General features: G+C 60.3%; 11 protein-coding genes. 10 read left to right on the top strand and 1 reads right to left on the bottom strand.

From position 1 onward, the window contains the following. The first annotated feature begins 59 nt into the window (after nt 1-59). The 3 genes from recA (at nt 60) to alaS (ending at nt 4,356) form a co-directional block, all read left to right on the top strand. Complete coding sequence (gene recA, locus ACKTSJ_RS03935; protein ID WP_407897604.1) at nt 60-1,148, top strand: recombinase RecA; 1,089 nt, start codon at nt 60-62, stop codon at nt 1,146-1,148. Further along, nucleotides 1,132-1,635, top strand: a complete 504-nt coding sequence (recX, locus tag ACKTSJ_RS03930; RefSeq protein ID WP_407897602.1) for a recombination regulator RecX — start codon at nt 1,132-1,134, stop codon at nt 1,633-1,635. The genes recA and recX overlap by 17 nt, the downstream gene beginning before the upstream one ends. 99 nt (nt 1,636-1,734) lie before the next feature. Next, nucleotides 1,735-4,356, top strand: coding sequence for an alanine--tRNA ligase (gene alaS / locus ACKTSJ_RS03925; protein WP_407897600.1), 2,622 nt, complete (start codon nt 1,735-1,737; stop codon nt 4,354-4,356). Nucleotides 4,357-4,587: 231 nt separating this feature from the next. On the opposite strand, the gene ACKTSJ_RS03920 is transcribed toward alaS, so the two are convergent. Continuing rightward, nucleotides 4,588-5,130 (bottom strand): phosphatase PAP2 family protein, encoded by a 543-nt coding sequence (locus ACKTSJ_RS03920; protein ID WP_407897598.1) that lies wholly within the window; start codon nt 5,128-5,130, stop codon nt 4,588-4,590. A 159-nt stretch (nt 5,131-5,289) separates the two neighbouring features. Here ACKTSJ_RS03920 and ACKTSJ_RS03915 point away from each other — a divergent pair, with 159 nt between their 5' ends. The 7 genes from ACKTSJ_RS03915 (at nt 5,290) to ACKTSJ_RS03885 (ending at nt 16,001) form a co-directional block, all read left to right on the top strand. Then, nucleotides 5,290-5,964 carry a phosphatase PAP2 family protein gene (locus ACKTSJ_RS03915; protein WP_407897596.1) on the top strand — a complete coding sequence of 225 codons (675 nt, stop codon included), beginning with the start codon at nt 5,290-5,292 and terminating at the stop codon, nt 5,962-5,964. A gap of 402 nt (nt 5,965-6,366) precedes the next feature. Then, nucleotides 6,367-8,799 carry an acyl-CoA dehydrogenase gene (locus ACKTSJ_RS03910; RefSeq protein WP_407897594.1) on the top strand — a complete coding sequence of 811 codons (2,433 nt, stop codon included), beginning with the start codon at nt 6,367-6,369 and terminating at the stop codon, nt 8,797-8,799. 85 nt (nt 8,800-8,884) lie between these two features. After that, entirely contained in the window at nt 8,885-9,706 is an 822-nt protein-coding gene (locus ACKTSJ_RS03905; protein WP_407897592.1) for an SDR family oxidoreductase, read from the top strand. 16 nt (nt 9,707-9,722) lie between these two features. Next, nucleotides 9,723-11,528 carry an AMP-dependent synthetase/ligase gene (locus tag ACKTSJ_RS03900; RefSeq protein WP_407897590.1) on the top strand — a complete coding sequence of 602 codons (1,806 nt, stop codon included), beginning with the start codon at nt 9,723-9,725 and terminating at the stop codon, nt 11,526-11,528. Nucleotides 11,529-11,531: 3 nt separating this feature from the next. Beyond that, nucleotides 11,532-11,930 carry an acyl-CoA thioesterase gene (locus tag ACKTSJ_RS03895; RefSeq protein ID WP_407897588.1) on the top strand — a complete coding sequence of 133 codons (399 nt, stop codon included), beginning with the start codon at nt 11,532-11,534 and terminating at the stop codon, nt 11,928-11,930. 177 nt (nt 11,931-12,107) lie between these two features. Further along, nucleotides 12,108-13,424, top strand: coding sequence for an OmpP1/FadL family transporter (locus tag ACKTSJ_RS03890; protein WP_407897586.1), 1,317 nt, complete (start codon nt 12,108-12,110; stop codon nt 13,422-13,424). Nucleotides 13,425-13,481: 57 nt separating this feature from the next. Next, a complete protein-coding gene (locus tag ACKTSJ_RS03885; RefSeq protein WP_407897584.1) occupies nt 13,482-16,001 on the top strand; it encodes a 3-hydroxyacyl-CoA dehydrogenase/enoyl-CoA hydratase family protein in 2,520 nt (839 codons plus the stop codon). Nucleotides 16,002-16,129 lie beyond the last annotated feature (128 nt).

Here is a 16,129-nt window from a genome sequence, read left to right as displayed (position 1 = left end):
TGTACAACGGCGAATGGCTGTGCCACAATCCGCCATCGATTTATTGAAAGGGGTTCAACATGGACGAAAACAAAAGCAAGGCGCTCGCGGCGGCATTGAGCCAGATCGAAAAGCAGTTTGGCAAGGGCTCCATCATGCGCCTGGCCGAGGGTGAGGCAATCAAGGATGTCGAGGTCGTATCCACCGGTTCGCTGGGGCTGGACATCGCGCTGGGTGTCGGCGGGTTGCCGCGCGGCCGCGTGATCGAGATCTACGGCCCGGAATCCTCCGGCAAGACCACACTCACGCTGCAAGTCATCGCCGAGATGCAGAAACTGGGCGGCACTGCGGCCTTCATCGACGCGGAACACGCGCTCGATCCGCAGTATGCGCAAAAGCTGGGCGTGCGCGTGGAAGACCTGCTGATCTCGCAACCTGACAACGGCGAACAGGCGCTGGAGATCGTCGATATGCTGGTGCGTTCCGGTTCGGTGGATGTCGTGGTGGTGGACTCTGTCGCCGCACTGACCCCCAAGGCCGAGATCGAAGGCGAGATGGGCGATGCGCAGATGGGGCTGCATGCGCGCCTGATGTCGCAGGCCCTGCGCAAGCTGACGGCCAATATCAATCGTTCCAAGACCATGGTCATTTTCATCAACCAGATCCGCATGAAGATTGGCGTGATGTTCGGCAACCCGGAGACCACCACCGGCGGCAACGCGCTCAAGTTCTACGCCTCGGTGCGTCTCGACATCCGCCGCATCGGTGCGATCAAGAAGAGCGATGAAGTGATCGGCAACGAAACCCGCGTCAAGATCGTGAAAAACAAGGTTGCCCCGCCGTTCCGCGAAGCGCTGTTCGACATCCTGTACGGCGAAGGCATTTCGCGCGAAGGCGAAATTATCGACTTGGGCGTGCAGCACAAACTGGTGGAAAAGTCCGGTGCCTGGTACGCGTACAAGGGCGAGAAGATCGGTCAGGGCAAGGACAACGCGCGCGAGTATCTGCGCGAGCATCCGGAGATCGCGCGCGAGATCGAAAACAAGGTGCGCGAGGCGGTCGGCGTGGCTTTACTTGAACCCGTGGCAAAAGCCCCCGCCAAAGTTGCGGAAAAAGCGGGCGAAAAAGCCGCTGCAAAAGCAGGCAAAGCCGTTGAGGAAAAAGCCTGAATCAAGTTTGCGCGCCCGCGCCCTGCAATGCCTGGCGCGCCGCGAATACAGCCGCGCGGAGTTGCGCACAAAGCTGTTGCCGTATGTGCAAAAAGCGGATGAATTCGAACTGCCAACGGATTCCTCCGGGTTGTCCGGGCTGGATGGGTTGCTGGATGATCTGACCGCGTGCGGCTGGCTGTCCGATGCGCGCGCCACCACGCAGTGGGTACACGCCAAACGCGGCCGCTTCGGTACACAACGCATCGCGCACGAATTGCGGCAACGCGGAATAACCGAGGACTTGATCGAGGCGGCGTTGCCTGCATTAAAAGAGTCGGAATTGGAAGCGGCGCGCGAGGTGTGGCAGAGGAAGTTCGGTGTTTTGCCGCAGGATGCCAAGGAAAAAGCTCGCCAGATGCGTTTTCTGCAATCACGCGGTTTTTCCATCGATACGGTGCTCAAAGTATTCAGGTCTGTCGCTGCCAGCAAGGTCGGCGAAGACTGATACGCCGCGCCTCAACCGCATGCCAGATGGTATGATTCGCGCCGAGATGCCGCCCCGGGGCGGCGTGTTTATTGAACGTTCGCGCCGATCGGTGACCAGATGAAAAGCAGTGAAATCCGCCAGAAGTTCCTCGACTATTTCGCCTCCAAGGGGCATACCGTGGTTCCCTCCAGTTCGCTGGTGCCGCATGAAGACCCGACGCTGCTATTCACCAACGCGGGCATGAACCAGTTCAAGGACGTGTTCCTCGGCTTCGACAAGCGCCCCTATACCCGCGCCACTTCCAGCCAGAAATGCGTGCGCGCCGGCGGCAAGCACAACGACTTGGAGAACGTCGGCTACACCGCGCGCCACCACACCTTCTTCGAGATGCTTGGCAACTTCAGCTTCGGCGATTACTTCAAGCGCGATGCGATCCAATACGCCTGGGAGCTGCTGACCGAAGTGTTCAAGCTGCCGAAGGAAAAGCTCTACGTTACCGTGTATGCCGAGGACGACGAGGCATACGACATCTGGACCAAGGAGATCGGCCTCGAAGCTGCCCGCGTGATCCGCATCGGCGACAACAAGGGGGCGCGCTACGCTTCCGACAACTTCTGGATGATGGGCGACACCGGCCCCTGCGGCCCCTGTACCGAGATTTTCTACGACCACGGCGCACACATTCCCGGCGGCTTGCCCGGCACCCCGGAAGAAGACGGCGACCGTTACATCGAGATCTGTAACAACGTGTTCATGCAGTACAACCGCGACGAAGCGGGGGTGATGCATCCGCTGCCCAAGCCGTCGGTGGACACCGGCATGGGGCTGGAGCGCATCTCGGCGGTGTTGCAGGGCGTGCATGCCAACTACGAGATTGACCTGTTCCAGGCGCTGATCAAGGCCGCAGCGCGAGAGACCCATTGCACCGATCTGGATTCGCCCTCGCTGAAGGTGCTGGCCGACCACATCCGCGCCTGTTCCTTTCTGATCGCCGACGGCGTGATCCCCGGCAACGAAGGGCGCGGCTACGTGCTGCGCCGCATCATCCGTCGCGCCATTCGCCACGGTTACAAGCTGGGTGCGCGCGAGGCGTTCTTCTACAAGATGGTGCCCGATCTGGTGGACCAAATGGGCGCGGCCTATCCCGAACTGGTCGCCGAACAGGCGCGAGTGAAGGGCATCCTCAAGCTGGAAGAAGAGCGCTTCTTCGCCACGATCGAGAACGGCATGGCCATCCTCGACGCCGAACTGGTCGAGATGGAAAAGGCGGGCGTTAAAGTTTTCAACGGCGAGACTGCGTTCAAGCTGCACGATACCTACGGCTTCCCGCTGGACCTTACTGCCGACATCTGCCGCGAGCGCGGCGTGACCGTGGACGATGCCGCGTTCAACGCGGCGATGGCGCGGCAGAAGGAACAGGCGCGTGCCGCCGGCAAGTTCAAGATGGCCGCGAACCTCGAATATTCCGGCCCGGCGACTACCTTCCACGGCTACGATGCGCTGGAACACAAGGGCAACATCCTTGCGCTGTATAAGGATGGCGCGGAGGTGAACGAACTGGTCGAGGGCGATCTAGGCGTGGTGGTGCTGGACGACACTCCGTTCTACGCCGAGTCCGGCGGCCAGGTGGGCGACAGCGGCGAGTTGCGCAGCGCGCAAGCGATCTTCGCGGTGGAAGACACGCAGAAGATTCAGGCCGCGGTGTTTGGCCATCACGGCGTGGTGAAGACCGGCAAGCTGACGGCGGGAAATGGCGTCACGGCCCGGGTGGATGTCGCTTCCCGCAGCCGCACCATGCGCAATCACTCCGCCACCCACCTGATGCACAAGGCATTGCGCCAGACACTGGGCGAGCACGTCCACCAAAAGGGTTCGCAAGTGGATGCCGACAAGACGCGTTTCGACTTCGTGCACACGCAGCCGATGACCGATGCAGAGATCCGCAAGGTGGAAGCCATCGTGAATAGCGAGATACTCGCCAACGCAGAGTGCCGGGCGCGCGTGATGGACATCGAGTCCGCGCAAAAAACCGGCGCGATGATGCTGTTTGGCGAAAAATATGGCGACGAAGTACGCGTGATCGACATCGGTTCATCGCGCGAACTGTGCGGCGGCACGCATGTGCAGCGCACTGGCGACATCGGCCTGTTCAAGATCGTGGCCGAGAGCGGCGTGGCGGCCGGCGTGCGCCGCGTCGAGGCGGTGACCGGCGAGGGGGCGCTGGCGCTGGTGCAGCAGCAGGAAGAACAACTGCAACAAGTGGCCGATGTTGTGAAGGCACAGCCGCAGGAAGCCGCCGGACGTGTGACGCAGATCATGGATAACGTGAAGTCGCTGGAGAAGGAAATCGCCGCGTTGAAGTCGAAACTTGCGTCGGCTCAGGGCGACGAACTCGTTAATCAGGCGCAGGACATCAACGGCGTGAAGGTGCTGGCCGCGAAGCTCGACGGCGCGGACGTGGCGATCCTGCGCGAGACCATGGATAAGCTCAAGGACAAGCTCAAGTCTGCCGCGATCGTGCTGGCCTCGGTGCAGGACGGCAAGGTGTCGCTCATCGCCGGCGTGACAGCGGATACGACAGCGAAGGTGAAGGCCGGCGAACTCGTCAATTTCGTGGCACAGCAGGTCGGCGGCAAGGGCGGCGGGCGACCTGACATGGCGCAAGCCGGCGGCACGCAGCCGGAGAATTTGGCGGGTGCGTTGGCGTCCGTTTCAGGCTGGGTGGCGACGAAGTTGTAGCCAGGAAGAAACGAGGCTCTGCACATCAACGTGGCTAGGCCGCACCTCATTCATGGCGATGGCAAATAGCATAACGGCTGAATTTATAGCGGGTGAGTTGGTTGTTGCTGCCGATTAGTTTAACGCCCCCCTAAAGGACCTATCACCCTCCTCGCTTTTAGGTGAGGGGGGTTAATTCGGGCGCCCGTATCCGGCACAAAATGGTGAATTTCGAAAGATTAAAACGGGACTTTACCAAGCCCCGCTGATTAGCATTCCACCGCTTCTACCTTCCACCCAAGGGGTCAGTTGCACTTTGTCGTTGAGGGCATCGGTGAAATACCAGCCGCTTGCGCTACCGAGCGCAGCGCCGGCACCGACGTCCCACCAGTGGTGCTTCCTTGCGGCAACCCGGGCGATGCCGGTCAGCGCTGCAAATCCGTAAGCCGGGAAACCAATCTCCCAGCCGTAACGACGGTTCAGCGTGGTGGCCGAGGCAAATGCCAAGGTGGCATGGCCCGACGGGAAACTCTTGTCATCGCTGTGATCCGGGCGTTGCTCGTGGATGGTGGCCTTGAGCAGTTGCGAAGCGCCACTGGCCACGACATCGCTGAGCGCTGCCTGCCCCAAGCCCTGCCAGTCGCCCCGAATCGTGGGTATGCCCAAGGCGCCGACAACGGTAATCCCGAGTGTCGCGTCGCTGATGTTGGACCAGGAGTTGTTGCTGATCGCATTGGCGGGAGGGATGAGGCCGAACACGAGCAGAAAAACCGAAGACGCATAGCGGAGATTCATGACCAACTCCTTAAATGAGATTCGCGCGCGCATTGTGTGGTTCAGCCCTGCGAAAAGTCAATGCCGCTCCCGCAGGCCTGCAAGAATATTTGCATCGCTTTCTTGCCGTTCAGATTAAAGACCGTTTAGTGTGTGCGGGTGCGCGCATCAAACACAATCATGGAAACCCGTAATAGATCGCAGATGAAGGGCGTCGAGAGCCTGCTATTGGCGGTGTTGATCGCGGTTATCGCCTGCGGCTTCGCCTTGACGCGATACGGCCAGCCCGGATTCGACGAGCATCTGCTGTTGTGGTTTCGCGTCAGCGGCGAAACAGGCCGACTCGCGGGTCCGGAATGGGCGGGCTCATTCTGGCACGGCTTGAGCTGGCTGGGGAATACAGTCCCCCGTCTGGTGCTGGCCGGGTGTGGAATGATGGGGTTGGTCCTGCTGCATCGTTGGCGCAGCGCCTTGTTTGTGGCCGGAGTTTTGTCCAGCGGAATCGTGCTGTCAAACGCGCTCAAGTACTGGATCGGGCGGCCGCGACCGCACTTGGTCGCGCATCTGGATTCAGTGAGTACCGCCAGTTTTCCCAGCGGCCATGCGCTGAACAGCACCCTGTTCTATCTGCTGTTGGCGCTCATCCTGACACGTTTTATACACTCGCGATCCGCACGCTGGATGCTCTATGCCATCGCGTCAGGTTTGGCGCTACTGACCGGCATCTCACGCATCGCGCTGGGCGTGCATTACCCGAGTGATGTGATGGCAGGCTGGATGATTGGCGGTGCATGGATGGGGTTGTGGGTTGCTGTGGTCGGCACAGGGTTGCTGGATGAAAACGGCCGGAGTTGAATATCTTCCGCCTCGTCATTTTCAGGTAATCGACATGTCGCTGATTCTTCTTGACTGAGCCTGACTCATTCCCTGTTGGGAATATGCAATCGCTTCAGAAGCAGTTCATACTGCGAAGAGGGCACAACCAGTGCGGCCCTTCGGACTCATCTTTGTTCAGACTCATCGAATGGCCAATGAATGAGGTAGGTATAGGTCATCGATGCAATTTCGACTGACTGGTCAAAAAGCTCGGATGCTATCGCATCGTTCCTCCCTGACCTGCAATCATTGGAAATTGCCATTCAATTTTTAAACCCAATTCAGCATTTTGGACTGACATTTCTGTAGATTGTCGTTGCCAGTATCGTCATCTGGCGTTACAGTTTGTGCCATCCACAGGAGATAACAAGAGGTTAAAAAATGCTCATATTGATTACGGTGGTACTGACAGTCTTCTTGTTCCTCGCATTTTTTAGGGCATCAATTTGGAGTTGGTTAATCGCCATTTCGGTGATTGTGCCTGTGGTGGCGGTACAGAGTCGCATCTCCGACAACGCCCTGGAAACGGTCTGTATTGCCTTGGTCATCTTTGTGCTGATGCTGGGCGTTCCACAGTTGCGCCGCCCGCTGGTCAGCAATTTCATCCTCAAGCTCTTCCGCCGGATACTTCCCGGGATTTCGCAGACCGAACAGGAGGCGCTGGACGCCGGAACCGTGTGGTGGGACGGCGAGCTGTTCAGCGGTCGTCCGCGCTGGAGCCGCTTGTTGGCGATGCCGAAGACCGGCTTGAGCGTGGCGGAACAATCCTTTCTGGACAACGAGGTCGAACAGTTGTGCGCCATGCTGGACGACTGGGAGATCACGCACAAACGCGCTGATCTGTCGCCCGAGGCGTGGCAGTTCATCAAGGACAAGGGATTCTTCGGCATGATCATTCCGAAGGAATACGGCGGCCTGGAATTCTCCGCGCAGGCGCATTCGGCGGTGGTGGCCAAGGTGTCCTCGCGCAGCGGTACTGCCGGCGTGACGGTGATGGTGCCGAACTCGCTCGGACCGGCGGAACTGTTGTTGAAATACGGCACGCAGGCGCAAAAAGACCAGTATCTGCGTCGTCTGGCGCAGGGTCTGGAAGTTCCGTGCTTCGCGTTGACCGGTCCCTTCGCCGGCTCGGATGCGGGCGCGATCCCCGATTACGGCATCGTGTGCAAGGGCGAATTCAACGGCCAGCAGGATGTGCTGGGCATGCGCGTGACCTGGGAAAAGCGTTACATCACGCTGGCCCCGGTGGCGACGCTGCTCGGTCTGGCCTTCAAGTTGTATGACCCGGATCATCTGCTGGGGGCGGAAACCGAACTCGGCATTACGCTGGCGCTGATCCCGACCAACACGCCCGGCGTTCAGGTCGGCCGCCGCCACTTTCCGCTCAACTCCGCCTTCCAGAATGGCCCAACCAGCGGCAACGCGGTGTTCGTTCCGATGGAATACATCATCGGCGGCATGACGCGCATCGGCCAGGGTTGGCGCATGCTGATGGACTGCCTGTCGGTGGGACGCTCGATCTCGCTGCCGGCCAGCGCCGTCGGCGGTGCCAAGCTGGCGGTGCGCAGCTGCGGCGCCTACGGCCGCGTGCGCAAGCAGTTCCATGTGCCGGTGGGCAAGTTCGAGGGGGTGGAAGAGGCGCTGGCGCGCATCGGCGGCAATACGTATGTGATGGACGCGACGCGCCGGATGACCGCGCTGGCGGTCGATCTGGGCGAGAAGCCGTCGGTGATTTCTGCCATTGCCAAGTACCACTGCACCGAGCGCGGCCGCCAGGTGATCAACGACGCGATGGACGTGCACGGCGGCAAGGGCATCTGCATGGGGCCGGATAATTATCTGGCGCGCATGTACCAGCAGACCCCGATCGGCATCACGGTGGAGGGCGCGAACATCCTCACCCGCAGCCTGATCATCTTTGGCCAGGGCGCGGTGCGCGCCCACCCTTACGTACTGAAAGAGATGCAGGCCGCGCACGACCAGAATGCGGCGCGCGCCTCGGTGAATTTTGATGCGGCTTTTTTTGGCCACATCAGTTTCAGTTTGAGCAACGCCGTGCGTTCATTGTTGTACGCGCTCTCCGGCGGACGCCTGATCCGGGTACCGACCGGCGCGCCGACGCACCGTTATTACCAGGTGCTGACGCGCTATGCGGCCTCGTTTGCCTTTGCCGCAGACATCGCCATGCTGTCGCTGGGCGGTGCGCTGAAGCGGCGCGAAAAACTTTCCGCCCGCCTCGGGGACGTATTGAGCCAGCTCTACCTGTGTTCGGCGGTGTTGAAAAAATTCGAGGACGACGGCCGGCCGCAGGAAGACGAAGTGCTACTGCACTGGGCCTTGCAGGACAACCTGTTCCGCCTGCAAACCGCGTTCGACGGCGTGATGCAGAATTTCCCCAACCGTTTCTTTGCGCTGTTGTTGCGCGTCATCGTCTTTCCGCTCGGACAATGGAGCAAGCCGCCTTCCGATGCGCTGGGGCACCGGGTCGCCGCGCTGATGCTGCAACCGGGCGCAGCGCGCGACCGTTTGACGGCGGGCATGTTCATCAAGCGCGATGAGGAAGATGCGATCGGTGCGCTGGAAGCGGCGCTGGCGAGCACGCTGGTGACCGAGCCGCTGCAAGCCAAACTGGCAGAGGAGGCCAAGGCCGGAAAGTTGTCTGCCCTGGACGAATTGGCACGCATCGCCGAGGCGCGCGACAAGAATCTCATCACCGCCGAGCAGGCACTGCAACTGCAACGCGATTACGCGCTGCGGCGCAAGGTCATCATGGTGGACGATTTCGCGCCGGAACAGTTGCGGGCGGGGGGGTGATTGAAGTTGGTATATCGGATTGCGTGTCTGACTTCAGTCCGACAAAGCGTGTCGGGTTGAAACGCGGCCCACAGGAGCGTGAGGAATGTCCAACTTGAAAGGTAAAACCGTCTTCATCACCGGGGCCACGCGCGGCATCGGGCGCGAAATCGCCTTGCGCTGCGCGCGCGACGGGGCGAAGGTTGTCGTCACCGGCAAAACCGTGACGCCGCACCCGAAGCTGCCCGGCACCCTCCATACCGTGGCCGAGGAAGTCATCGCGGCGGGCGGGCAGGCGCTGGCAATCCAGCTCGATGTGCGCGATGAGAACGCCATCGCGGCAGCGGTGCGGCAGGCGGCGGAACAGTTTGGCGGCATCGATGTGCTGGTCAACAACGCCAGTGCGATCAGCCTCACCCCCACGCTGGAAACGAGCGCAAAACGACTCGACCTGATGTGGGACGTCAACATGCGCGCCACCTTCCTGGCATCGCAAGCCTGCATCCCGTATTTAGAGAATGCGGTGAATCCGCATGTGCTGACGCTTTCGCCGCCGCCCAATCTCGACCCGAAATGGTTCTCGCCGCATGTCGCCTACACGCTGTCCAAGTACGGCATGACGCTGTGTACCCTGGGCATGGCACACGAATTCGCCGCCGCCGGCATCGCCTTCAATTGCCTGTGGCCGCGCACCACCATCGCCACCGCCGCCATCGAGTTCAATTTTCCGCCGGAGATCCTGCGCGCTTCGCGCAAGCCGGCCATCGTCGCCGATGCCGCACACACGATTCTGATGCGCGATAGCAGCACCTGCAGCGGACAGTGTTTCGTCGATGAATCGGTGTTGCGCGAGACGGGAGTGACCGATTTTTCGCCTTATGCCGTTGATCCGGGCACGCCGCCATTCAAGGATCTGTTTCTTGATTAACCGGGGAGGCCAGAACATGAACGACCATGACGATAACGTAATCACGCCGCAACAGGCCGGCACCCTGCATGGGCTCTTTCTGGAACGGGTGAAACGCACGCCGGATGCCGAGGCTTACCGGCATTTCGACGCTCTCAAAAATGCATGGGTCTCGTTCACCTGGCGGCAGATGGCGGCGGAAGTGGCGCGCTGGCAGGCAGCGCTGGCGAAAGAGAATCTGCCCAAGGGCGAGCGCGTGGCCCTGATGCTGCGCAACTGCCCGCAATGGGTGATGTTCGACCAGGCGGCAATGTCGCTGGGCCTGGTCACCGTTCCGCTCTATACCGTGGACCGCGCCGAGAACATCGCCTACATCGTCAACGATGCTCAAGCCAAAGTGGTGCTGTTCGAAACCGCGGAGCAATGGCAGGAGTTGCGTGCCGTGCGCGATAAAATGGCGTGTGTGCAGCGTTTCGTCGCACTGAATGAAGTGGCGGGGGACGATGAACGCCTGACTTCGGCGGCACGTTATCTGCCGGGGAGCGTGACGCTGCAACCCCCGGTACCCTGTGACATCGACTCGCTGGCGAGCATCATCTATACCTCCGGCACCACCGGCAAGCCCAAGGGCGTGATGCTGAGCCACCACAACATGTTGAGCAATGCCTACGATGCGCTCGAAGCCTTCGTGGTGTATCCAACCGACCTGATGCTGTCTTTCTTGCCGCTCTCGCACACCTTCGAGCGCACCGTTGGCTATTACCTGCAGGTGACGACCGGCGCGACCGTGGCCTATGCGCGTTCCATTCCGCTGCTGTCGGAAGATTTGTTGACCATCCGCCCGACCATTCTGGTCTCGGTGCCGCGCATCTACGAACGGGTGTATGCGGCGATTCAGACCAAACTCGACGAAGGGTCGCCGCTCAAGCACAAGCTGTTTGATCTGGCGGTGCGCACGGGTTGGTTGCGTTTCCTGAAGGCACAGGGGCGCGGCGGTTGGCATCCTTCCTTCCTGTTGTGGCCGGTTTTGCAGCATCTGGTTGCGCAGAAGATTCTGGCGCGCTTTGGCGGGCGTCTGCGCGCCGCCGTTTCCGGCGGCGCGGCCCTACAGCCCGAGATTTCACAGATGATGATCGGCCTCGGCCTGCCGGTGATGCAAGGGTACGGACTGACCGAAACCAGCCCCATCGCCACCGTCAACAAACTCCACCACAATTTTCCGGACAGCGTGGGGCAGCCGATCCGCAACGTGCAGGTCAAGCTGGGCGCGCAGAATGCACTGCTGATCAAAGGGCCGAACGTGATGATGGGTTACTGGAACAATCCGGAAGCGACCCGCGCCATGATCGACGCGGACGGCTGGCTCAATACCGGCGATATCGCGCGCATTTCAGATACCGGGCACGTCTATATCACCGGACGGCTGAAGGAGATCATCGTGCTGGCGAACGGGGAAAAGTTGCCGCCCGCCGATCTGGAAGCGGCTATCGTGCAGCATGATCCGCTGATCGATCAGGTGATGATTTACGGCGAAGGCAAGCCCTATCTGGTGGCGCTGGCCGTGCTCAATCCGGATGTCTGGAAAGCGGTTGCCGCCAAGGTGGGGGTGCCGCCGGAGATGCCTGAATCGCTGACCGACAGCAACGTCGAAGCCAAGGTGTTGCGCCGCATCGCGCGCAATATAAAAGACTTCCCGGGCTATGCCAAAGTCAACCGGGTGTTGTTGCTGACCGAGCCGTGGACCATCGACAACGGCATGCTCACCCCGAAGTTGAGCCTGAAGCGCAACAAGGTGGTGGAAAAATTCAGCAGTGAAATAAGCACCTTGTACGCGGGACATTAAATCATGCCGGACACGGATACTTTACCCGCGCGCGAGCCGACGATTCGGGTCGCGGCGATGCCGTCGGATGCCAATTACACGGGAGATATTTTTGGCGGCTGGCTGATGGGCCAGGTGGACATCGCCGGCAGTATTCCCGCCGTGCAATATGCCCGGGGGCGCGTGGTGACGGTTGCGGTGAATTCCTTTGTTTTCAAGCAACCGATTTTCGTCGGGGATATCGTGAGTTTCTACACCGCGATCATCAAGACCGGGCACACTTCGGTGACGGTGGCGGTGGAGGTGTTTGTGCAACGCAATCCGGCAAAACCGGAATGCGTCAAGGTGACCGAGGCGACCCTGACCTACGTCGCCGTGGGCGAGGATCGCAAGCCGCGCGCCTTGCCGCAAACGGAAGGCTAGAAGGGCGCGTTGTGGGTCGGACTTCAGTCCGACAGGACACGATGAATGCAAACCCCTGTCGGGTTAAAACCCGACCCACAGGGAGCGGCGGTGGGTTTTGTGGGTCGGGCTTTAATCCGACCTTTCAATGGGGGTGAGTTTTTGGGTGTTTTTTTTAATGACAAGGGAGAAGCGATCATGACGTTGAAAAAATCTGTGATGAGTGTGGCAGTGGCCGGCGCCTTGCTGGTGATGGCAGGGCAGGCGGGGGCTTCCGGCTTCGCCCTGATCGAACAAAGTGCCAGCGGCATGGGGAATGCCTTCGCCGGCGGTGCAGCCGGGGCGGAAGATGCCAGCACCGTGTTCTTCAACCCCGCCGGCATGTCGCGTATCAAGGGCAGCCAGGTGGCGGTTGCGGCGCACGCGATCAAGCCGAGTTCCAAGTTCAAGGATGGCGGTTCCACCGGTGCGGCCCTGCAAACTCCGGGCGGCAACGGCGGCGACATCGGCAATTGGGCGCTGGTGCCGAATGCCTATGCCACCACCCAGATCAACGATGCGCTGCATGTCGGCATCGGCGTCAATGCCCCGTTCGGTTTGCAGACCAAATACAACGCCGACTGGATCGGGCGCTTCCAGGCGGTCAAGTCGAAAATCGAAACCGTCAACATCAATCCTTCGCTGGCGTACCAGGTGAATGACCAGTTGACCCTCGGCCTGGGCCTTGATTACCAACATATCAAAGGCAAATTGACCAGCATGACCAACTACAGCGCAGCGGCGTTCGCTGCTGGCGGAGCACCTTTACTGGGTGCGATTGGAGGTCCGGGCAAGGAGGGGCTGACCACCGTTACCGGCAATGATTCGGCCTGGGGCTATAACCTCGGTGCGCTGTTTGAATTTACCCCGCAGACCCGGGTTGGCGTGCAGTACCGTTCGCAGATTGATTACACCCTCAACGGCAACGTCAGTTTTGCCAATGTTCCGGCGCCTTTGGCGGCTGCCCTGCCCAATGGCAGGGTCAGGCTGGATATCACCATGCCCGAGTCATATTCGATCAGCGGTTTCCACCAACTGAACGAGCGCTGGGATGTGATGGCGGATGCGACGCGCACCAACTGGAGCGTGTTCAAGGAGCTGAAGGTGGACCGCGCCTCGGGTGCCAATCTGACTACGGTCAATGAAAGTTGGGACGACACCTGGCGTTTCTCGGCGGGTGCGAACCATCACTACAACGAGCAATGGACAGTCCGGGTCGGTGCGGCATATGACCAGACCCCGACCAACAATGCCAACCGTACCGCCCGCATTCCTGGTAATGACCGCACCTGGGTGACGCTGGGTGGGCAGTACAAGCCCGGCAGTTCATCGGCGATTGATTTTGCCTACGCGCACCTGTTCCTGAGCGACCCCAAGATTTCCAAAGATGGAAGCGCGGCAGGCGCCGGCAATCTGATCGGCAGCTACAACGAAAGCGTGGACATTTTGAGTGTGCAATACACGCAAAACTTTTAAGGCATGATCCGGGCGACGGCTGCGGCCGTCGCCGCTTGTGTTCAGCGCGGAGGTTGCATGATGAATGACACAATCAGAATACGTAAAGTGGCCGTCCTGGGTGCCGGTGTGATGGGCGCGCAGATCGCCGCGCACCTGGTCAACGCCAATGTGGAAACCCTGTTGTTTGATTTGCCGCCGAAGGAAGGCGACCCCAACGGCATCGTCAACAAGGCACTCGACGGATTGAAAAAACTCGATCCGGCACCCATCGCCAGTCCGGCCAAAATCAGCTATATCGGGGTGGCGAACTACGGGCAGCATCTGGAAAAATTGCGCGAGTGCGACCTCATCATCGAAGCCATCGCCGAGCGCATGGACTGGAAGTCCGACCTGTATCGCAAGGTCGCGCCGTTCGTGAATGCGAATGCCATCTTCGCCACCAACACCTCCGGCCTTTCCATCAACAAACTGGCGGAAGCCTTCCCCGAGAATCTGCGTCACCGTTTCTGCGGCATCCACTTCTTCAACCCGCCGCGCTACATGCACCTGGTCGAGTTGATCCCGTGTGCGGGTACCGAGGCTGGCTTGCTCGACCCGTTGGAAACCTTCCTCGTCTCCACGCTGGGCAAAGGCGTGGTACGCGCCAAGGACACACCGAACTTCATTGCCAACCGCATCGGCGTGTTCTCCATGCTGGCGACCGTGCATCACGCGCAACGCCTGGGTTTGGGCTTCGAGACGGTGGATGCGCTGACCGGGCGTTACCTCGGCCGCCCCAAGAGCGCGACCTTCCGCACCCTGGATGTGGTGGGGCTGGACGTGTTCGCGCATGTGGTGCAGACCATGCAGGATAATCTTGCCGACGACCCGTGGCATAGTTATTTCAAATCGCCGGACTGGATGAGCAAGCTCATCGCCGATGGCGCGCTGGGACAAAAAGCCAAACGCGGCGTGTATCAGAAGATAGGCAAAGACATCCACGTGATGGACTTGGCGAGCGGTGCGTATCGCCTTTCAAGTGGCAAAGCCGATGACGAAGTGAAAGACATGCTGCGCGAACGCGATTGGTCGGCCAAACTCTCCAAATTGCGCGACAGCCAAAATCCGCAGGCGCAGTTCGTGTGGTGCATCCTGCGCGATACCTTCCATTACTGTGCCGTGCAACTCGGGAACATCGCCAACAACGCGCGCGACCTCGATCTGGCTGTGCGTTGGGGTTTCGGCTGGGATAGCGGCCCGTTCGAAATCTGGCAGGCCGCAGGCTGGCAACAAGTGGCCGGGTGGATCAACGCCGACATCGCGGCGGGCAAGACCCTGTCGAACACGCCGCTCCCTGCATGGGTGACCGAGGCGGGTCGCACGGGCGTGCACACTGCGCAAGGTTCGTTCGCTCCCGTGGGTCGGACTTTAGTCCGACAAGAAAATGGCGGGTTAAAACCCGACCTACAACCCCGTTCCTCCCTCCCGGTTTATCGCCGCCAACTCTACCCCGATGCCTTGCTGGGCGAGGTGCGCAGCTACGGCGAGACTGTGTTCGAGACCGACGAAGTGCGCCTGTGGCACACCGGCGACACCATCGCCATCTTGAGCTTCAAGAGCAAGATGCACACCGTCAACAACGAAGTGCTGGACGGTGTGTTGCGCGCGGTGGACGAAGCCGAAGCCAACTTCAGCGCACTCGTCCTGTGGCAGACCGAGCCGCCGTTCTCTGCGGGCGCAAATCTGCTGCAACTGATGCAGGGCGTGCAGGAAGCACCAGCAGAAACAGGTCTGTTCGGCAAACTCAAAGGCGCGGTGAACCGCGTGAAATACACCGCAGCAGGTGGTGGCGGCATGGGCGATCTGTTCAACGCGGCCACCGGCAACGTGCCGCATGTCGAAGCGGTCGTCGCCAAATTCCAGCAGACTTCCATGCGCCTCAAATACGCGCAGATTCCCACCATCGCGGCGGTGGACGGACTGGCACTCGGCGGCGGCTGCGAATTCTCCATCCATTGCACGCGCATCGTCGCCACGCTGGAAAGCTATATCGGCCTGGTCGAAGTGGGCGTCGGGCTGCTACCCGCAGGCGGCGGCTGCAAAGAGATGGCACAACGCGCCGCCGCCGAAGCGCGTGGCGGGGACATCTTCCCGATCCTGAAACGCTACTTCCAGAACATCGCCATGGGCGAAGTCGCCAAGAGCGCAGAGATGGCGCGCGAGATGGGTTACCTGCGTGCCTCGGATCGCATCGTCCTCAACAAATTCGAGTTGTTGCACATCGCCAAGGAAGAAGCCAAAGCCCTCAACGCCACGGCCTACCGTCCGCCCTTGCATCAACGCCAAATCCCCGTCGCAGGCCGCACCGGCATCGCCACCTTCAAAGCCTCGATGGTCAACATGAAGGAAGGCGGCTTCATCTCCGAACACGACTACAACATCGGCTGCCGCGTGGCGGAAACGATGTGCGGTGGAGATGTGGAAACAGGCAGTCTGGTGGACGAGACCTGGCTACTCGACCTGGAGCGCAAGAACTTCATGGAACTGCTGGCGACCGACAAGACGCAGGCAAGGATTGAGCACATGCTGAAGAACGGGAAGCCGTTGCGGAATTAAACTGTGTTTTGTAGGTTGACGAAAAGTTTGTAGGTGGCAATAGGCGGCATGATGAAAAATTATATAGGGCGCCTCCGTTTTTCGACTGGCGTCCTTATATCGAGAAGGAGGCTGCGCATGTCTAAGGG

Source organism: Ferrigenium sp. UT5 (genome assembly GCF_045866295.1).
GTDB lineage: Bacteria > Pseudomonadota > Gammaproteobacteria > Burkholderiales > Gallionellaceae > Sideroxyarcus.
Note: the sequence above shows the minus strand (reverse complement) of the source record. Positions and strands in the feature narration are given on the sequence as shown.